Annotated in this window: 17 protein-coding genes; 10 read left to right on the top strand and 7 right to left on the bottom strand. The window is 72.4% G+C overall.

The annotated features are described in order from the left end of the window. Positions 1–249: 249 nt before the first annotated feature. Positions 250–507, bottom strand: a complete 258-nt coding sequence (locus ACH4RC_RS19830) for a chorismate mutase (RefSeq protein WP_398202433.1) — start codon at positions 505–507, stop codon at positions 250–252. Between the two features lie 336 nt (positions 508–843). Here ACH4RC_RS19830 and guaA point away from each other — a divergent pair, with 336 nt between their 5' ends. Beyond that, entirely contained in the window at positions 844–2,424 is a 1,581-nt protein-coding gene (gene guaA / locus ACH4RC_RS19835; protein WP_398202436.1) for a glutamine-hydrolyzing GMP synthase, read from the top strand. Between the two features lie 82 nt (positions 2,425–2,506). On the opposite strand, the gene ACH4RC_RS19840 is transcribed toward guaA, so the two are convergent. After that, a complete protein-coding gene (locus ACH4RC_RS19840; RefSeq protein ID WP_398202439.1) occupies positions 2,507–2,986 on the bottom strand; it encodes a pyridoxamine 5'-phosphate oxidase family protein in 480 nt (159 codons plus the stop codon). A 139-nt stretch (positions 2,987–3,125) separates the two neighbouring features. Here ACH4RC_RS19840 and ACH4RC_RS19845 point away from each other — a divergent pair, with 139 nt between their 5' ends. Further along, a complete protein-coding gene (locus tag ACH4RC_RS19845) occupies positions 3,126–3,917 on the top strand; it encodes a class II aldolase/adducin family protein (protein ID WP_398202441.1) in 792 nt (263 codons plus the stop codon). Positions 3,918–3,941: 24 nt separating this feature from the next. Here ACH4RC_RS19845 and ACH4RC_RS19850 read toward each other — a convergent pair whose 3' ends face one another. Further along, positions 3,942–4,805: a DUF4429 domain-containing protein gene (locus tag ACH4RC_RS19850; RefSeq protein ID WP_398202443.1), complete on the bottom strand. Its 864-nt coding sequence runs from the start codon at positions 4,803–4,805 to the stop codon at positions 3,942–3,944. 166 nt (positions 4,806–4,971) lie between these two features. On the opposite strand from ACH4RC_RS19850, the gene ACH4RC_RS19855 reads away from it, so the two are divergent. Then, positions 4,972–6,249 (top strand): hypothetical protein, encoded by a 1,278-nt coding sequence (locus tag ACH4RC_RS19855; RefSeq protein ID WP_398202444.1) that lies wholly within the window; start codon positions 4,972–4,974, stop codon positions 6,247–6,249. 96 nt (positions 6,250–6,345) lie between these two features. Further along, on the top strand, positions 6,346–6,894 hold the full coding sequence (locus tag ACH4RC_RS19860) for a DoxX family protein (protein WP_398202445.1): 549 nt from the start codon (positions 6,346–6,348) through the stop codon (positions 6,892–6,894). A gap of 624 nt (positions 6,895–7,518) precedes the next feature. On the opposite strand, the gene ACH4RC_RS19865 is transcribed toward ACH4RC_RS19860, so the two are convergent. Then, entirely contained in the window at positions 7,519–8,814 is a 1,296-nt protein-coding gene (locus tag ACH4RC_RS19865) for a PspC domain-containing protein (protein WP_398202448.1), read from the bottom strand. 163 nt (positions 8,815–8,977) lie between these two features. Here ACH4RC_RS19865 and ACH4RC_RS19870 point away from each other — a divergent pair, with 163 nt between their 5' ends. The 5 genes from ACH4RC_RS19870 to ACH4RC_RS19890 all read left to right on the top strand — a co-directional run bounded on the left by ACH4RC_RS19870 (position 8,978) and on the right by ACH4RC_RS19890 (position 14,401). After that, positions 8,978–10,291, top strand: a complete 1,314-nt coding sequence (locus tag ACH4RC_RS19870; RefSeq protein WP_398202450.1) for a PspC domain-containing protein — start codon at positions 8,978–8,980, stop codon at positions 10,289–10,291. After that, positions 10,288–10,986, top strand: a complete 699-nt coding sequence (locus ACH4RC_RS19875) for a LuxR C-terminal-related transcriptional regulator (protein ID WP_398202453.1) — start codon at positions 10,288–10,290, stop codon at positions 10,984–10,986. The genes ACH4RC_RS19870 and ACH4RC_RS19875 overlap by 4 nt, the downstream gene beginning before the upstream one ends. A gap of 73 nt (positions 10,987–11,059) precedes the next feature. Next, positions 11,060–11,611, top strand: a complete 552-nt coding sequence (locus ACH4RC_RS19880) for a DUF397 domain-containing protein (RefSeq protein WP_398202454.1) — start codon at positions 11,060–11,062, stop codon at positions 11,609–11,611. A gap of 220 nt (positions 11,612–11,831) precedes the next feature. Then, on the top strand, positions 11,832–12,689 hold the full coding sequence (locus ACH4RC_RS19885) for a hypothetical protein (protein ID WP_398202457.1): 858 nt from the start codon (positions 11,832–11,834) through the stop codon (positions 12,687–12,689). A 314-nt stretch (positions 12,690–13,003) separates the two neighbouring features. Continuing rightward, positions 13,004–14,401, top strand: coding sequence for a threonine/serine exporter family protein (locus ACH4RC_RS19890; protein WP_398202460.1), 1,398 nt, complete (start codon positions 13,004–13,006; stop codon positions 14,399–14,401). Positions 14,402–14,459: 58 nt separating this feature from the next. Here ACH4RC_RS19890 and ACH4RC_RS19895 read toward each other — a convergent pair whose 3' ends face one another. The 3 genes from ACH4RC_RS19895 to ACH4RC_RS19905 form a co-directional block, all read right to left on the bottom strand. Beyond that, entirely contained in the window at positions 14,460–16,148 is a 1,689-nt protein-coding gene (locus ACH4RC_RS19895; protein WP_398202462.1) for a glycosyltransferase family 2 protein, read from the bottom strand. 84 nt (positions 16,149–16,232) lie between these two features. Continuing rightward, on the bottom strand, positions 16,233–17,420 hold the full coding sequence (locus tag ACH4RC_RS19900; protein ID WP_398202931.1) for a glycosyltransferase 87 family protein: 1,188 nt from the start codon (positions 17,418–17,420) through the stop codon (positions 16,233–16,235). A gap of 77 nt (positions 17,421–17,497) precedes the next feature. Next, complete coding sequence (locus ACH4RC_RS19905; protein WP_398202464.1) at positions 17,498–18,013, bottom strand: MarR family winged helix-turn-helix transcriptional regulator; 516 nt, start codon at positions 18,011–18,013, stop codon at positions 17,498–17,500. A 123-nt stretch (positions 18,014–18,136) separates the two neighbouring features. On the opposite strand from ACH4RC_RS19905, the gene ACH4RC_RS19910 reads away from it, so the two are divergent. Further along, complete coding sequence (locus ACH4RC_RS19910) at positions 18,137–18,550, top strand: organic hydroperoxide resistance protein (RefSeq protein ID WP_398202466.1); 414 nt, start codon at positions 18,137–18,139, stop codon at positions 18,548–18,550. The last annotated feature ends 16 nt before the right edge of the window (positions 18,551–18,566 follow it).

Here is an 18,566-nt window from a genome sequence, read left to right on the forward strand (position 1 = left end):
GGTCCCGGGCGTCCCCGGGACCGGCCGTTCTCTCGGGTGACCGGGCTGCTGTCCCCTGCCGTCCGGTCACTGCACCGGAGCGAGGTCCCACGACGTACGGCGTGACCGTGACGTCTCATCGCTCCAGCAAAGCCACGCGTGGTTCGACTGGCCCGCCCCTGGCTGGCACGGACACCGGGACAACGAAGCCCGCCGCGTCCGGGTCACGCGCCGTACGGGTGAGTGCTGTACCGAACTGGGGTCCGGGTCTCAGACACGGCCCCGGCACAGTTCGAGCAGGGTCATCGCGAGCGCGGTGCCGGGCTTGCCGAGCGCGTCCCTGAAGTGGCCGAGGACCTCCATCTCGCGGGAGAGGTTCACGCGCGGCCCGCCGGCGGCGAGCCGGGTCTCCTGGACGACGGCGGAGACGGCCATCCGTTCCTGGACGAGGCCGATGATGCGGTCGTCGAGGGAGTCGATGCGGGCGCGGGAGGCGGAGATCACGTCGTCGGTGTCGGTGACAGTCATGGGTTCAGGCTCCGGTTCGGGTGGTGGCGGAGCCCGGCACCGACACGGCCGGGAGAACGACAGGCGCCCCGGGCCTTGTCGGCCCGGGGCGCCTGGGAAGTCGCTTGTCAGTAGCTCAAGCAGCACGACCATGGCATCCGGCGGGCCGGCTGCCATAGGTAAAGACGTAGGTCGTCTGCGTGAACATGGGCACCAGTGTAGCGCTGCGAGCAATCGAGCCCCTCCGGCGATTGGGGAGCGGGGCCCGGGGCGGAGCCCCGTGACCTGAGGGACAGCTGACCCGAACCGTTAGAATCGACGGTACGACCCCCTGCTAAAGCCGCCGGAAGGCAACCCGTGTCATCAGCGACTTCCGCTGCCGCCGCCCCCGACACCGTCCTGGTCGTCGACTTCGGTGCGCAGTACGCCCAGCTCATCGCCCGCCGCGTCCGTGAGGCCCGGGTCTACAGCGAGATCGTGCCGAGCACCATGCCGGTGGCGGAGATGCTCGCCAAGAACCCGGCGGCGATCATCCTCTCCGGCGGCCCGTCGTCGGTCTACGCGGAGGGCGCCCCCAGCCTGGACCGCGAGCTCTTCGAGGCCGGCGTCCCCGTCTTCGGCATGTGCTACGGCTTCCAGCTGATGGCGACGACCCTCGGCGGCACCGTCGACGACAACGGCGCCCGCGAGTACGGCCGCACCCCGCTCGCCGTCTCCAGGACCGACTCGACGCTGTTCGCGGGCACCCCCGCCGAGCAGCCCGTGTGGATGTCGCACGGCGACGCCTGCTCGGCCGCGCCCGAGGGCTTCACCGTGACGGCCTCGACGGACGTCGTCCCCGTAGCCGCGTTCGAGAACGACGAGAAGAAGCTGTACGGGGTCCAGTACCACCCCGAGGTCATGCACTCCACGCACGGCCAGCAGGTCCTGGAGCACTTCCTGTACCGGGGCGCGGGCCTCAAGCCCACCTGGACGACCGGGAACGTGATCGAGGAGCAGGTCGCCGCGATCCGCGAGCAGGTCGGCGACAAGCGCGCCATCTGCGGCCTGTCCGGCGGCGTCGACTCCGCGGTCGCCGCGGCCCTCGTCCAGAAGGCCATCGGCTCCCAGCTGACCTGCGTCTACGTCGACCACGGCCTGATGCGCAAGGGCGAGACCGAGCAGGTCGAGAAGGACTTCGTCGCCGCGACCGGCGCGAACCTCAAGGTCGTCGACGCCAGCGACCGGTTCCTAAAGGCGCTCGCCGGGGTCTCCGACCCCGAGGAGAAGCGCAAGATCATCGGGCGCGAGTTCATCCGCGTCTTCGAACAGGCCCAGCTGGAGATCCTCCAGGAGGACGGCCCCGAGGTCGCCTTCCTCGTCCAGGGCACGCTCTACCCGGACGTCGTCGAGTCCGGCGGCGGCACCGGCACCGCCAACATCAAGTCCCACCACAACGTGGGCGGGCTCCCCGACGACATCGAGTTCGAGCTCGTCGAGCCGCTGCGCCAGCTCTTCAAGGACGAGGTCCGCGCGGTCGGCGCCGAGCTGGGCCTGCCCGACGAGATCGTCCAGCGCCAGCCGTTCCCCGGCCCCGGCCTCGGCATCCGCATCGTCGGCGACATCACCAAGGAGCGCCTCGACCTGCTCCGTGAGGCCGACGCGATCGCCCGCGAGGAGCTGACCGCCGCCGGTCTCGACCGCGAGATCTGGCAGTGCCCGGTCGTGCTGCTCGCCGACGTCCGCTCGGTCGGCGTCCAGGGCGACGGCCGCACCTACGGCCACCCGATCGTGCTGCGCCCGGTCTCCTCCGAGGACGCCATGACGGCGGACTGGACGCGGATGCCGTACGAGGTGCTCGCGAAGATCTCCACGCGGATCACCAACGAGGTCAAGGACGTCAACCGCGTGGTCCTCGACGTGACGAGCAAGCCGCCGGGGACGATCGAGTGGGAGTAGTCCCCACGGCAGTACGTACCTGAAGGCGCCGCCCACCGAAAGGGTGGGCGGCGCCTTCAGGCACGTACGCACCGGGGCGGGATCACCTGCGCCTGAGGGTGCGCACCGCCCCGCCCGGCGCCCACACCTGCGCCACCAGCCAGGTGTCGTCCTCGACGTACGTCCGGGTCACCTCGGTGATCTCCGTGCCGAAGAGGTGGAAGTCGTCCGGGTCCGGGACCTCGACCTGGCCGGTGTAGCGGGCGACGGTCGCCAGGTCCTCGACGAGGTGGGCGCGGCCGCTGACGCGTACGTCGCCGCCGCCCATCGTCGTGCCCTCGCCCGGGTTGGCCTGGAGGGCGAAGCGCGGGTCGCGCATCAGGTCCCTGGCCTTGAGCGAGCCGGGCATCATGCCGAGCCACAACTCGCCGTCGAGAAACCGGACTTCGAGCCCCGAGGTGCGGGGCGAGCCGTCCTTGCGCAGCGTCGCCAGGACGTGGTGCGTGTGGAGGGCGAAACGGTCCTCGACGGTCTTGGCGAGGTCCGGTTCGGCGGCGGTGAGGGCAGCCCAGTTCGACGTCATGCGCCGAGTCTGACGCGGATACCCGACACCTTGTGTCGGGTATCCCGGCCCGCTCCGGCCCGCTCCGGCCTGTCAACGGCGCATTCTCTTCACAGCCCGGGCCTGTCGCCTTGCGGGGCGCACAGGTACCTTCCGCTCCATGTCGACGCCCAGCCCCGCCCCGATACCCACCGACCAGCTGCACTTCGCCATGCCGCCGGTGCACACGAACCCCGCCGACGAGCGCCGGTACCGCAAGGAGCGGCTCGCGGGCGCGCTGCGCAACTTCGGGCGGCTCGGGTACGAGGACGGGGTGTCGGGCCACATCACGGCCCGGGACCCGGAGTTCGACGACTGCTACTGGGTCAACCCGTTCGGGATGCCGTTCCGCCACATCACGGTCGGCGACCTCGTACTCGCCAACGGGGACGGGCAGGTCGTCGAGGGCCGCCACCACGTCAACCAGGCCGCGTTCACCGTCCACGCCGAAGTGCACCGGGCCCGGCCCGACCTCGTCGCGGTGGCGCACTGCCACTCCACGTACGGGCGCGCCCTCGCCGCGCTCGGTGAGCTGATCGAGCCGATCACCCAGGAGGCGTGCGCGTTCTACGAGGACCACGCGCTGCTCGACGAGTACACGGGGGTCTCCGTCGACGCGGGGGAGGGCAAGCGGATCGCGGTCGCGCTCGGCTCGTTCAAGGCGCTGGTCCTGCGCAATCACGGGCTGCTCACGGTGGGGGACTCGGTGGACGCGGCGGCCTGGTGGTTCATCGCCCTGGAGCGCTGCTGCCAGGTGCAGATGACGGCGCGGGCGGCCGGGCGGCCCGTGCTCATCGACCGGGCGCAGGCCGTGGCGACCCGCGACCGGACGGGCGGCGACCTCGTGGCGTGGATCAACTACCAGTCGATGTGGCAGGACATCACGCGCAGCGAACCGGAGCTGCTCTCGTAGACCGCCACGGGTACGGGGCGGGGGTCAGCGGAAGTCGCGGAGCACGACGTGCTTCGTCCGCGTGAACTCGGCGTCCGTGAGCACGCCCAGCCGGTGCAGCTCGCCCAACTCCCGTAAGCGGCGCAGCAGTACGTCGTGGTCGGTGTGGCGCGTCGTCGGCAGGGCGGGGGTGCCGGGCGGCGCGGACGGGTGCGGCAGACGGGCCGTGACCGCCGCCGCGACGAGGGCGGTCAGCAGGTCCTTGCGGGCGTTGCCCCACAGGTCAAGGGCGTACGGGTCCTTCTCCGGCGGCAGCTTCGCGTACGGGGAGTCCTTCAGGACGAAGCGCAGCACCCCGTCCTCGTAACCGGAGTTGGGGACCCAGTCGACGCCGTCGAGGTCGTCGAGGGGGATGACGCGCGGGCCCGTCACCCGCTTCACCCGGTCCGAGGTGTCGCTCCAGTCGATGCGGACACGGCTGCCGTCGAAGGAGACCATGCCGTCGCTGGAGCGGACGGAGACGGGCACGGCGGGGCCCGGCACGAGATAGGTGTCGGCGGGGCCGTCGGGCAGTTGCTCCAGGAGCAGCGCCTGGCGGATCTCCTCGGCGATGTACTCGGCGACGCCCGAGCGGTCGGCGTCGACCGCGAGCCGGTAGGGGTCCGAGGTGTCCGGGAGGCGGCCGCCGGTCGCCTGGAGCAGCGGATCGGCGGCCTCGCGCAGGGTGAGGCGGAGCCGGCCGCGCTTGCGCTCGGGTTCGTAGGCGACCCCGGAGACGGCCGTGAGCGGCACGCTGATCTCGCCGTACGTCTGCCGCAGCAGGGCCACGCTGCGGTGCAGACCTGGGGTGATGCGGATGGTGCTGCCGTCGAAGGCCCAGGTTCCGTCGCGCTGGATGATCTCGGCCATACGGAAATTCTCGCAGCGACGTCAACATGCCGGTCAATACGGACGCGGGGCGTTCCCTCCACGGAGTCGCCCCCGTGTGCCGGGGCGTGCGCCGCGTACGGCACAATTCGCTCTCGACGCACGGAAGTTGACGAGTGGGACAAGGGCTGAGGGCGGGGGCGTCGCGGTGGCGATGCGGGAAGCACGGCAGGGCGGGGCGGCGGGCACGCACGAGGGCGGGTGCACCTGCGGGGACTGTCCGCACGGCGCACGCGAGGGGCATCGCAGGGCGGTCGCCGCGTTCCTCGCGCGACGGGAGGAGCTGGCGTCCGGCAGCGGGGTGCCGCCCGCCGTCGCGCACTCCGCCGGCGCCTCCCGCCAGTGGATCTCCGACGAACTCACCCAGTCCGCCCAGGCGGTCGCCGAACGCGGGCGGGCGGAGGGTGCGGCGTGGCGCGCGAGCCTGTTGCCGCGCACCTCGTACGTGGTCTGGGGCGGGTTCTTCGTCCTCCTGCTCGCGCAGGCGCTCACCGCGATCGGCGCGGGGTGGAGCGCGGCGCGCACGGCGGGGCTCGTCGCGGCGGTGCTGGTCGGCGGCGTGCTGAGCGGCGCCGCCGCCCTGCACCGGGCCAGGGGCGGCGTCCTCGCGCCCGTCATCGGGGAGGACAACCGGCTGTCGACGTCGCGGGCGGTGGCGGGCGGGGTGGTCGTCTTCGTGGTGTACGCGGTGCTCGTACTGGCGGGGGAGCTGGCGCTGGCGTCGGGGGAGCGGGCGCGGGAGGACTTGATCGAGGGGCTGGACCTGGCGCGCGGGGCGGGGCTGCTGACCGTCCTCGCGGTGGTCTGCGCGGTCGCGGTCCTCGTGCGCCGCGTCGTCGGCCTGCGCGTGCTCGGCCAGCGGTTGCAGAAGGTGCCCGCCATTCGGCCGCGCGCCGCCGACCTGCTCACCGACGACTCCGGGCGCGGCAGCTTCACCGACACCCAGTACGTCGCCGTGTCCGCGGCCGCGCTGGTGTGGGCCGCCGCCCGCCTCGCCCGCCGCCCCGACCAGCTGCCCGACCTGCCGTGGGGCCTCGCCGTCCTCGTCGCGGTCTCGGCCACCACGTACCTCTGCGGCAAGTACGCGGAGGGCGGGCGGCCCGTCGTCCTCTCCGTCGTGCGCGCCCGCGAGGCCGGCGATCTCGACGCGCCGATCCGCACCGGCGAGGACATCGAGATCCGCGGCGCTGGGTTCGTGCCGCCGGGCGGGGGAACGGCGGACCAGCTGGCGCGGGTCGCGGTCCGGATCGGCACGGTGCACGTCCATGTGCCGCTGGTGCCGGTGCCGGGCGGCTTCACCAACCCGGCGGACGGGCTGCTGATCGTGCCGGTGCCGGTGGATGTCGAGCCGGGGCGGGTCGAGGTGCAGGTGGTCACGGCGGCGGGGGTGGAGACGAACCGGTGCGTGATCGACGTCGTCGATTGACCCGTTCCCACGTGAGCCGGGGCGCCGTCGCGTCCGTATGGTCGGATGAGGACACGGCACGGCATCAGGTGCGACGCGAGAGGTGGCGGACCGGCGATGGCGCACGGCATGAGAACGGGTACGCACAGCGGTTACGGGCCGAGTGGTGGGGGTGGTGGCGGCGGTGGTCGTGGTGGTGGCTGGCGTGACACCGCGCAGCGGTACGCGCTGCTGCCGCTGAGGATCTTCCTCGGCGTCACCTTCATCTACGCCGGCCTCGACAAACTCACGGACAGCGGGTTCTTCCGGTCCGACGGGGCCGGGTCCATCGGCGCGCAGATGCGCAACATCCGCGGCATCTCCGCCGTCCCCGAACTTGTCGACCTGGCGCTCAAGTCCCCGGCCGGGTTCGGCTACGCGATTGCCTTCGGCGAGCTTGTGGTGGGGGTCGGGACGTTGCTGGGGGTGCTGGGGCGGCTTGCGGCGGTCGGGGGTGCGGTGATCTCCCTGAGCCTGTGGCTGACGGTGAGCTGGGCGGCGGAGCCGTATTACCTGGGCAACGATCTGGCCTACCTGATGGCGTGGCTGCCCCTGGTCCTGGGCGGGGCGGGCGTCTGGTCGGTGGACGCGTGGTGGCGTCGGCGACGCCGCTACCAGGGACGGTAAGAGACGAACCGGCCACGTCGCCGGGTACGGGTCGCGCAGTTCCCCGCGCCCCTGGGTGCGTTGCCGGGTGCGGGTTGCGTCGTGGCTGGTCGCGCAGTTCCCCGCGCCCCCGAGATGCGCACTGCGTGCGCCATCTCAGAGAGGCGCGCAACGCGCCCCTGGAGCAGCGGCGAAGCCGCACGCTCCAGGGGCGCGGGGAACGGCGCGAGCAGCCACGACGTGGCCGCGGTCGGCAGCGTGCCTAGGGGCGCGGGGAACGGCGCGAGCAACCACGACGTGCCCGCGGTCGGCAGCGCACCTAGGGGCGCGGGGAACGGCGCGAGCAACCACGACGTGCCCGCGGTCGGCAGCGTGCCTAGGGGCGCGGGGAACGGCGCGAGCAACCACGACGTGCCCGCGGTCGGCAGCGCATCTGAGAACGGCTAGCCCCGCTCCCCCGAAGACCTCGCGCGGAGGCGAATCGCATGGGTCACCGCCCCCACCGCCCCCGCAACCCCCAACCCTCCGCACACGATCGGGATCCCCACGAACCAGGGCGCGTCCCACGCACCCCCGGCGTCCCCGAAATACACGAGCGCCGTGGCCAGCAGTGCGAGACCCGCGAGCAAGCGCCCGGGGTGGAAGTCATGCCGCACGGGACACCTCCGCCTGTCCGAGTCCGACCTCGACATGGAGTTCGAGGACACCGCCGTCACCGCCACCACTGGCGGGCGGCAGAGTGACGTTCTTCTGGACGCCCGGGCGGACATCGACGTCGTTCCGTTCGTCGCCGGGCAGTCGCACATCACCGACCCCGACCTCGACATGCAGCCGCACCTTCTCGTCCCGCGGCAGCACGATCTTGGCCTGGCCCGCCCCGATCTCCAGGTGCGTCGTGACCGTACGGCCCTCGGCGACATCGACCCGGGAGAGGTCGAGCGTGCCGACGCCGGAGCCGAGTTCGTACTGCGGCCGCAGCTCCGCCGCGCTCGCCGGGGCCCACTTCGTCCGGGCCCATTCGGTGCTGATGTTCGCGGGCAGCGCGGCGGACGCGACGAGCAGCCCGGCGGTGATCACCGCCCAGAAGACCGACCCCGCCCCGGTCCGCCCCCGGAACGCGCTGATCGCGATGGCGAGTCCGAAGACCCCGAGCGCGCAGGCGAGCCCGGTCTGCAGACTGGCGCCGAACGTACGGGACTCCCACGACGCGCCCACCCCGGCCGCACCGGCGACGAGCGCCGCCAGGAACGTGATCCCCCCGATCCCGCGCGGCCGCGCCACCGCCCCGGCGGGCCGCCCGGCCACCTTCCCCGGCCCGGGCTCCTCGCTGTCCGGCGGCCCCCAGAAGTACCCGGTCCCACCGACGTACGCACCGTCCTTGACGATCGGGTCCCGCCACCACGATGGCGCGGGCGAGACGGGCGGCGCCTGCGCCTCGGGCGGCGCGTCGGCCACCGCCTGCGCGGCGACGGGGGCGGGGTCGGCGGTGCGGCGCTGCTGCGACCAGTAGCCGGCGCCCGCGAGCAGCAGGGCGAGGACGACGGCGAAGGTGAACGCCCCGACGTTGTTCAGCATCGACAGGAAGACGCCGCAGCCGACCAGTGCCGTGACGATGGCGGCGAGCCCGGGGCCGTCGACCCGGCCGGTGAGGAGTTTGCGGAACTCGTTCTCGTCCTCGTCGTCAAACGGCACGAACAGCCAGGCGAAACCGTAGAAGAGGAGGCCGACCCCGCCGGTCACGGAGAGGACGGCGAGCCCGATCCGGAAGATCACCGGGTCCATGTCGCAGTGCCGACCCAGGCCCGCGCAGACGCCGCCCAGCGTCTTGTACCGCCGGTCGCGGCGGAAGCGTCGTAGTGGCGCGACCGCTTCTCTCTCCGCGGTCCTGTCCGCCGTGTCCTTCTCCGCGGTGGGCACCGCGCCGTGAGGCTGCTCGGTCATACGTCCATGGTGACGGGCCCGCGCCGCCGACGGCAGTCGGGACAACCCTGGCCGGACCCTGAGATCTTCCCTGAGGCCCACGCTCGTGGAACCCGAAGGATCAGGGGTGCCTCGGGGGCCGACCCTGATGCCCCGCACCCACCCGCCATGTGACGATCGGGGCATGCAGGAAGCAGCGACCGCCCCCCGCGCCGAGCACCCGGGGGCGCCCCGGGATGCCCGGGACCCGAGGCCGCCACGCAAGCTCTACCGCAGCAGCGACGGCCGCTGGCTGGGTGGTGTCGCGCGCGGCCTCGCCGGGCATCTCGGGCTGCCGGTCGTATGGGTGCGCCTGGTCTTCGCGGGCCTGTTCATGGCGGACGGTCTCGGCGCCCTGCTCTATGCGGCGTTCTGGTTCTTCGTGCCGCTGGGTGTGGGCGGCGTGGGCGCGGACCGCCCGACCGTCCTCACTACCGAGACCGCCCCCGACGGGCGGCGCAGGCTGGTCGCGCGCCGCCCCGACAAGGGGCAGCTCCTCGCCCTGCTGCTCATGGTCATCGTCGCGATGATCTTCGTGCAGAACGTGAACCTCACCGGCAACACCAAGGCGTATCTGGTCCCCACGGTCCTCGTCGGCGCGGGTGTCGCCCTCGTCTGGCGCCAGGCGGACAACGCGCGCCGGGCCCGCTGGGCCGAGGCGGGCCGCCGCAAACGGACCCTGAGCCTGGCCCGCGCCGCCGCGGGCGTCGTCCTCGTGGGCGCGGGCGTGACCGGCATCTTCGTCACCCAGGGCGCGACGGAACACCTCGGCTCGATCCTCCAGGCGGCGCTCGCGGTCCTGGTAGGCATCGCGCTCCTCGCCGGCCCGTACCTGATCCGCATGACCCAGGACCTCTCCGAGGAACGCCTCATGCGCATCCGCGCGCAGGAGCGCGCCGAGGTCGCCGCCCACGTCCACGACTCGGTCCTGCACACCCTCACCCTGATCCAGCGCAACGCCGACAGCCCCGCCGAGGTACGCCGTCTCGCCCGCGCCCAGGAGCGCGACCTGCGGGCCTGGCTCTACAAACCGGCCGCCGCGGAGGATCCGCAGGAGCCCGAGACGGTCGCCGAGGCCGTCAAACGCCATGCCGCCGAGGTCGAGGACAAGCACGGCGTCCCCCTGGAGGTCGTGGTCGTCGGCGACTGCCCGCTCGACGAGGGGGTCACCGCACAGATGCAGGCCGCGAGGGAAGCCATGGTGAACGCCGCCAAGTACGGTGGCGAGGGCGGGGCCGTCCAGGTCTACGCGGAGGTCGAGGGCGACGAGGTGTTCGTCTCCGTACGGGATCGTGGACCCGGCTTCGACCTGGATTCCGTCCCCGCCGACCGCATGGGCGTAAGAGAATCGATCATCGGCCGGATGGAACGCAACGGCGGGACGGCCCGGCTGCGGGCGGTGCCGGACGGCGGCACGGAGGTCGAACTGACCATGAAGAGGGCGGAGAAGACGTCATGACGGACGTGGAATCGACTGAGGCGACCGGCCCGGGGCGGCACGTACGCGTGGTCCTGGTCGACGACCACCGCATGTTCCGTACGGGGGTGCAGGCGGAGATCGGCCGTACGGAGACGACGGGCGTCGAGGTCGTCGGCGAGGCGGCCGACGTCGACCAGGCGGTGACCGTGATCACGGCGACGCGCCCGGAAGTGGTGTTGCTGGACGTCCACCTCCCGGGTGGCGGCGGCGTCGAAGTCCTGCGCCGCAGCGCCCAGTTGATGGCGGACGCGGAGAACCCGGTCCGTTTCCTGGCTCTCTCGGTCTCCGACGCGGCGGAGGACGTGATCGGCGTGATCCGCGGCGGGGCACGCGGCTACGTCACAAAAACGATCACCGGAACAGACCTCATCGACTCGATCTTCCGCGTACAGGAAGGCGACGCGGTGTTCTCCCCGCGCCTGGCAGGCTTCGTCCTGGACGCCTTCGCGTCCACCGACGCGCCGCCGGTCGACGAGGACATGGACCGCCTGACGCAGCGCGAGCGCGAGGTCCTGCGCCTGATCGCCCGCGGCTACGCCTACAAGGAGATCGCGAAGCAGCTCTTCATCTCGGTGAAGACGGTGGAGTCCCACGTGTCGGCGGTCCTCAGGAAGCTCCAGCTCTCCAACCGGCACGAACTGACGCGCTGGGCCACGGCCCGGCGCCTGGTGTGACTGTCCGGTAGGCAGAGATGAGCAGGAGCTGTCCTTCGTCGTACCCGAAGGCGAGGAATCCGACGCCGCCCGTGTGGTCGAACTCTCCGACGGCAAGTCGCTGCGGGTCTATCCGGTCATAGGAGTGTTCGGCGCCAACGCCTCCGGTAAATCCAACGTCATCACAGCATTGAAGAAGATGCAGCAGGCCGTCGTGGATTCCTACGGCCGGTGGACGTCTTACGCAGGTATCCCTGACCGCGAGCCGTTCGCGTTGGACAGTAAATCCTCGGCCGAGAGCACCTTCTACGAAGCGGACTTCGTTCTCGATGATGGCGTGCGCTGGACCTACGGCTTCCGAACTCGGCGACAAACGGGTCGAGTCAGTGCACATGATCCGCACGCATGCGCTCAGCCCCGAGGAAACGGTCGAGTCCATCAGAAAGGTGGCGGAAGAGCTGTGAGCGACCGCCTGACATGGTTCAAGTCCAGCTACAGCGACAGCCAGGGCAGTAACTGCCTCGAAGCCGCTCGTACCCCCGAGCGCGTCCACATCCGCGACTCGAAGCTCGGCCCCCAAAGCCCGACCTTCACCGCAGCCGCGCCCGCCTGGAACGCCTTCCTGGCGCACGCCCGCACCGCCTGAGCTCCGAGCGTCGAAACCCGAGCTCTGCTTTTGGGGAATGGGTGGTTGGGCTTCAACCCACCTCCCACCCTCCCCGCTTGCGCGGCCGCTCTCGTGACTTTCCGCGACCAGGTTGCGACGTAGGGTCGCAACCCTCTAGCGTTCGCGACAACAAACAACCCCGGCTAGGTGCTGGAACACCCGCCGGGGTCTGACCAACAAGATCGAAGAGAGCGATCCCGTGGCTACTGAAGACCTTAGCTCCGCCCTGCCTTCCCCCGCACACCCCCTGGCCAGCCCCGGTTATGGAAAACGCGGCACCCCCGACCAACCCCCGCTCCGCCGCGACACCTTCGCCCACCTCCCCCTCCGCGCCCGCTACCTCGCGGGATTCATCGACGCGCTCCCCGAGCGCGCCGCCATGGACGCGAAGACACTGGCCAAGGAGCAGCCCCTCTACGGCCAGGCAGCCGTTCGCTCCGCGCTCAACGAGCTATCTCTCGCTGGGCATCTGCGCCGCGTGCGCCGTATCTCCGAAACAGGCGCCGAGAACGGCACGACCCGCTGGGTGTTCCATACGTACTGGTCCCGTACCGCTCGCAGCGACGAATGGTGGACGCGCCTTCTCGACGGTGACGTACCGGAGCCGCAGTCGGAAGCGCCGGGCACGCCTGCTCCGCAACCGGCCGCCTTGCCGCCCGGCCGCTCCGAGGCTTACCGGACACTCGCCCAGCTAGGGCTCCGCGACCCGCGACTGACCCTCTCCGCCGCCGACTGTGCGGCCCTCGAAGACCTCGCCGCCGCGTGGTTGGCCCGCGAACCCGCCCCGTACAACCTCACCCACACCCTGACCACCGGCCTGCCGTCGACCGTCCACTCACCCCGCGCCTTCGTCGCCCGCCGCCTGCGCGACAAGCTCCCGCCCGAACGGCCGCGACTCGCCTCGGCCCCGCACCCGGCAGAGCGCCACCGCAACCTCGTCGAGTGCACAGAGTGCGGAACCCCGGGCCGCCCCGAGGCGATCCCCGACGGCCTGTGCCGAGCGTGCCACCCCATCAACGCCCGGACGGATGCACTTACTTGGCCGGTCACGGAATAAGGAGTGCGGCCGGGTCCGGCCCTGTGGCTGACGGTGGCGTTCACGGGGCGGAAGGACTGACGGGGCGCGTGCCGACCCATCGGACGGGCGTGCGGCGTAGCGCTCAATGGGCCCGTCACGCTGTTGGAGACGGCTGATCACGAGCATTACGCGTTCGCGGAAGGGAAAGCCGCCCTGGACTGGCGCGAGCCCACTCCCCGCGCCATCCAAATCCGCGACCCGAAGCTCGGCCCCAAGGGCCGACCTTCACCGCCGCCGCGCCCGGGTGAGGTTACTGGTCCGTATGGGTTAAATGTCCGTTAAGCTCCATCTGTATGCCTGTGAGGAACGACACCCGCACCATGCCCGCCCCCTGGCTGGCCCGGGCCCTGCCGCGGCTGCGCGGGCTCGAACCGCTGAGCAGTTACGGCTACGCGGGAGAGCTGCTGCATGACGACGGCGGCGCGGACATGCAGGCGTACGGCGCGCGCGTCGCCGACCTGGCGGTCCGGGTCGGGGAGGCGCTGCTGTCGTACGGGGCGTCCGCGGAGGAGGCGGTCGCGGGGGTCCTGGTCACCGCCGAGACGTACGGGCTGAGCTACTGCGAGCCCGGGGTCACGCTCGGGGCCGTCTCCCTCTCCGCTTACGCGCCCGGTGAGCTGACGCCGCTGCATGCCACCCGGCACGTGCGGCGGCACTCCACCGACTACCGGTCCCTCGGGCGTCTGCAGGCCCTGGTCGGGCGGGTCAGCTCGCACGCGCTGACCTTGGACGAGGCGCGGGCCGAGGCCGGGCGGATCCTCGACGCGCCCGCGGACACGGGCGGGCGGCGCTGGGCCCGGTGGCGGGCTCCTGTGCAGACCGGGCTTGTCGCGGCCGGGGGCGGGCCCGTCTTCGGCGGCGGGCCGCTGACCTCCGTCTGCTCGTTCGTGGCCGGCGTCCTCGGCGGTCTCCTGAGCGGGTGGCTCGGGCGCAACGGTGTGCCCGCCTTCTACCGGTACGCCGTCGCCGCCATGCCCGCGGCCGTGATGGCGCTCGCTGTCAGCCGGTTCGCTCCTCCCTCCGCAGTCCAGGCCGTCGTCGTGGCCGGGGTGCTCGGGCTGCTGCCCACCGTCACCTTCGTCAGCGCCGTGCAGGACGCGCTCGCCGGGCACTATCTGACCGCGCTCGGGCGGCTCACCGACGCGCTGCTCGTCTTCGCCGCCGTCGTGACCGGGGTCGTCGCCGTCCTCGGGGTCGGGCAACTGATCGGGATCGGTGTGCCGATCGTGCCGTCCGTACGGCGGTCCGAACATCTCGGGGCGCCGGGGGCGGGCGCCGTCGTGTTCGCCGTCGCCGTTGCGGCGCGGGCGCGGACCCCGGGGCGCGACTGGCTGCCCGCCGCGCTGCTCGGGCTCGCCGGGTTCGTCGTCTCCGTGGAGTTCGAGGTGCTCGGGTTCTCGTCCCTGGTCGGTACGGCTCTCGTCGCCACCGCCGTCGGAGGGGCCGGGCACTTCTTCGCCCGGCGGCGGCGCGAGTCGGCCCTGCCGCTCGTCGTGCCGGGGATCGCGCCCCTGCTGCCGGGCGGGGCCCTGTACGCGGCGCTCGGCGCGCTGGCCTCCGGGAGGACCACGTTGGGGGTCGCGGGGATGGTCAATGTCGCGGCGGTGACGCTGGCGCTGGCCGTGGGGGTTGGGTTGTCCGGGGAAGTGGGGCAGTTGGTGCGCCGGGTTCGGGCGGCCGGGGTTCGGTGATCCACGTGCCGTCCGTGTAGGCGCTGAGGACACGGGGCTCTGCCCCGGACCCCGCTCCTCAATCGCCGGAGGGGCTTGAGCTGGAGGGGCTCGGGCCGGGAGTGAGCAGGCGTGCTGCTCTTCTTCGGGCTACGGACAGTACCCCGCGCAGTCCCGTCGCCGTCCGCAGTGCCAGCGCGCCCGCGTGGGTCGCGTACGGCTGTGCCAGCAGGACTCCGTGGCGGCGGCTCGGGACCGCGACGCGGCGGAGCAGGCCGGGGCCCCGCGCGGCGTGGGGGGTCGTGTCGCGGTGGGTGCCGTCGGCGAAGGTGAGGCGGAGCCGGATGTCGCAGGTGCCGGGGCGGCCGAGCGCCGAGAGGTCGAGCGTCGTCGACGCCACCCACGTCCGGTCGTCCGCGCCCTCGTCCGGGCCGCACTCCGAGAACGGCGCCGTCCTGCGCTGCACCACCGCGCCCCGCCGCCGATCCACCAGCTCCACCTCCGCCTCGCGCGGGCCCGCGTCCGCCACCCGCCCGTACAACTCGTGCAGCCGGAGTGTGAGGCGGGTGGAGCGGACGCCGGGGCGGAGTTCGCCGTCGACCGCCACGGGGAGCAGGTGCATCGGGCGGTGCAGTACGTGTTCCAGGGTCAGCTGGGGGAGGCCGGGGGACCAGACCGGCGTACCGTCGGGGGCTCGCGCGTACGGCGGGAGCAGGCGGGCCGGGCGCGCCGCGATCTCCTTCAGGCGCGGCAGGTCGCGGGGCTCGGGGGAGGCGAGGACGAGGCGGCCCACGAGGCGGCCGGGGGCCGGGGCCGCGTCGAAGTCCGCGGTGTCGAAGGTCTCCAGGTAGGCGCGGGTCCGGGTCCACCACTCGGCGCGGTACGCGGAGCCGCGCAGGTCGAGTTCGCGCGCGTACATCCGCAGGGAGTGGTCGAGGAAGGTGGAGCGCGCGGCGCGGGCCAGCCGTTTGCGGGAGGCGTCGAGGAGGATGGCGACGGACTGGCGGTGGGCGTCGAGGCGGGCCTGCCAGTTGGCGATCGAGGCCCGGTCGAGGGAGAGGGAGAGCTTCCCAGCGGCGCGGCGCACGTGCCAGACGTAGACCCGGTGGGGGATCAGGACCATGCGCGGGGCGGCGGCGAGGACGCGCGCGCCGAAGACGAAGTCCTCGTAGACGAACCGGCCGTCGGGGAAGCGGATGGCGTGCTCGCGCAGGAAGTCCGAGCGGTAGAGCTTGTTGACGCAGAGGGTGTCCTGGACCAGGCGGGGGCGCTTCTCCGGCGTGGCCAGAACGTGCTCCTCCGCGTACAGCTCGGGCTGCCAGGGGACCTCGCGTCCGGACGGGAGTTCGCGGCGCACGCACAGCCCTGCGGTGACCTGCGCGCCGTGCCGCTCCGCCGCGTCGAGCAGCGCGGCCACGGCGCCCGGCGGCAGCACGTCGTCGCTGTCGAGGAACATCAGGTACGAGGAGGAGGCGCGGGCGATCCCGTCGTTGCGCGGGGTGCCGCAGCCGCCGCTGTTGGTCTCGCGGTGGACCACGGTGAGGCGGGGTTCGCGGGCGGCCAGTCCGTCGAGCAGGGCGCCGCTGTCGTCCGTGGAGCAGTCGTCGACCGCGATCACCTCGCGGACGGCCGGCCCCTGTGCGAGCGCCGAGCGCACCGCGTCGGTGACGTGGGCGGCGTCGTCGTAACCGATCACGATGACCGTGACGGTCGGGGTCGGGGCCGGAGGCGAGGGCGGGGTCGAGGCTGCGGCATCCACGGGGTTCACGGGTGAATCCTATGGGTTTGGGCTTATTGTCCGATTAAGCGAAACGCCAGCCGGCGGCTTCTGCCCCTGCGCCCACCTTGGCGTCTACCTCCTCGTCGCCGTCCACAGCGCGCGGAACGACACCCACACCGCCGCCACGAGCAGCGCGTTCCGCACCGCCATCACCCCGACGCCCGTCCATGTCCCGGCCATCACGTCCCCGTACAGGACCGGGTACGCGAGGCCGGTGAGCCCCGCCGCCGCGAGCACGAGCAGCGCGACCGGCCGCTGCGTCGTACGCCGCGAGGTGAGGCAGACCGCCGCCAGGCCGAGCAGCCAGACCAGGTACTGCGGGCTGACCACGCGGCTGGTGACGGTGAACATCAGCACGGCGCAGAGCGCGGCGTCGTACGGGGTCGCCTCCGTGTGGCGCCGCGCCCGCAGCCGCCACCAGAGCAGCACCGCGAACGCCACCGCCGTCAGCGCGAGCGAGGTCGTCGCCACCACGCCCACCCATGGGCCGACGTACTCCATCGCCCCGTACTGGTAGCGGACCCGCCCCGGCCATCCGGCGAGGCGGGCAAGTGCAAGCACCGTCCCGCCGAGCGACTCGATCTGCACGCCGCGCCCGCCCTGCCCGTTCAGGAACGACAGCGGGGCGCGGAAGACCAGCGCCAGGAACAGCAGCATCGCCGTCGCGGCGGCGAGGGCGGTGCCCCAGACCTGGCGCGCCGTCCGGCCCCGTTCCACGCCGAGCAGGGTCAGCGCGGGCCACACCTTCACCAGGGCGCCGAGCGCCGCGAGCGTGCCGGAGAGGCGGGGGGCCCGGCCGAGCGTGAGCAGGGCGAGGACGGCGAGGGCGGTGACCTCGATGTCGTAGCGGGCGAGCGGTACGTGCAGGAGGAGGGGCAGGCCCGCCGCCCACAGCCAGGCGCCGCGCGGATCGCGGTCGCCGCGCGCCAGCACGTACGTGACGAGCGCGTCGGCGGCGAGGGTGAGGGTGACGAACGCCTGGAAGTACGTGAGACCGGGCAGCAGTCCGGGCGCGAGGAGGAGCGGGCCCGCGCCCGGCGGGTACTGCCACAGCGGGTCGCCGGTCGGGAACGTGCCCTGGGCCAGGGTCGCGCCCCAGTGCGCGTACCGGGCGTGCACCTCGCCGGCGACGCCGCCGACGCCCAGCGGGAATCTGCCGTCGAACGCGAGCAGCGCGAGCATGGCGGCGCGCGTGAGCGCCCAGACGACGGGGAGCGCGGTACGGGAGGGGCGGACCCAGGTGTCGTGGACCGGGTCCAGGGCCGTCAGACGGTCCCGGCTATCGACTGTCACGCTATGGGAGCGTATGTCCCATAACGCATCGCGGCGTGGAGCGGTCAGCCCAGCGTCGCCGTGTCCAGCGCCTCGGTCAGACGGTTCAGGCGGCGGCGCAGATCCTCGATCTCCGCCAGCTCGAAGCCGGTCGCCCGCGCGATGGAGCGCGGGACCTCGGCCGCGCGCTCCTTGAGGGCGGCGCCCGCGTCCGTGAGCGTCACGTTCACCGAACGCTCGTCGCGCGCGCTGCGCTCGCGCCGTACCAGACCGTTCGCCTCCAGCCGCTTGAGCAGCGGCGACAGCGTGCCCGAGTCGAGCCGCAGCCGCTCGCCGAGCCGCTTGACCGGGACCGCCGCGGACTCCGGGCCCTTCGCCGCCTCCTCCCACAGGACGAGCATCACCAGGTACTGCGGATAGGTGAGGTCGAGGTCCTTGAGGAGCGTGCGGTAGACGCTTCCGAAGGCGCGCGACGCCGCGTTCAGCGAGAAGCAGATCTGCGAGTCGAGCCGGAGAAGGGTGTCGGAGGAGTTCTCGGGGGTCTCTCCGGTGAACTCCTCGGCGGGGCGGGAATCGGTCATGCGATCAAGCCTATCCGAACGGGCGCGTTTAGTTGTGCACAACTGAGTTGCGTGCAATAGTCGTCTTGTACGCGAAGCCCGTCGCCGGCGGGCCTCCGACGAACTTCCGACGAAGGAGCCCTCATGGATGCCCTTTACACCGCCGTCGCCACGGCCACCCACGGCCGTGACGGCCGCGCCGTCTCCTCCGACGGTCTGATCGACCTCCAGCTCGGCATCCCCGCCTCGATGGGCGGCAACGGCGAGGGCTCCAACCCGGAGCAGCTCTTCGCCGCCGGTTACGCGGCCTGTTTCGGCAGCGCGCTCGGGCTCGTCGGCCGGAGCGCGAAGGTGGACGTCACCGACGCCGCCGTCACCGCCGAGGTCTCCATCGGCAAGCAGGGCGAGGGCTTCGGCCTCTCGGTCGTGCTCCGCGTCGAGCTGCCCGACTCGGTCGACCAGGAGACGGGCCGCAAGCTGGTCGAGCAGGCCCACCAGGTGTGCCCGTACTCGAACGCCACCCGCGGCAACATCGACGTCGACCTCGTCATCGAGTAACCCCCGGCCGTTCTTC

Origin of the sequence: Streptomyces sp. NPDC016845, assembly GCF_044332585.1 — a bacterium.
GTDB lineage: Bacteria > Actinomycetota > Actinomycetes > Streptomycetales > Streptomycetaceae > Streptomyces.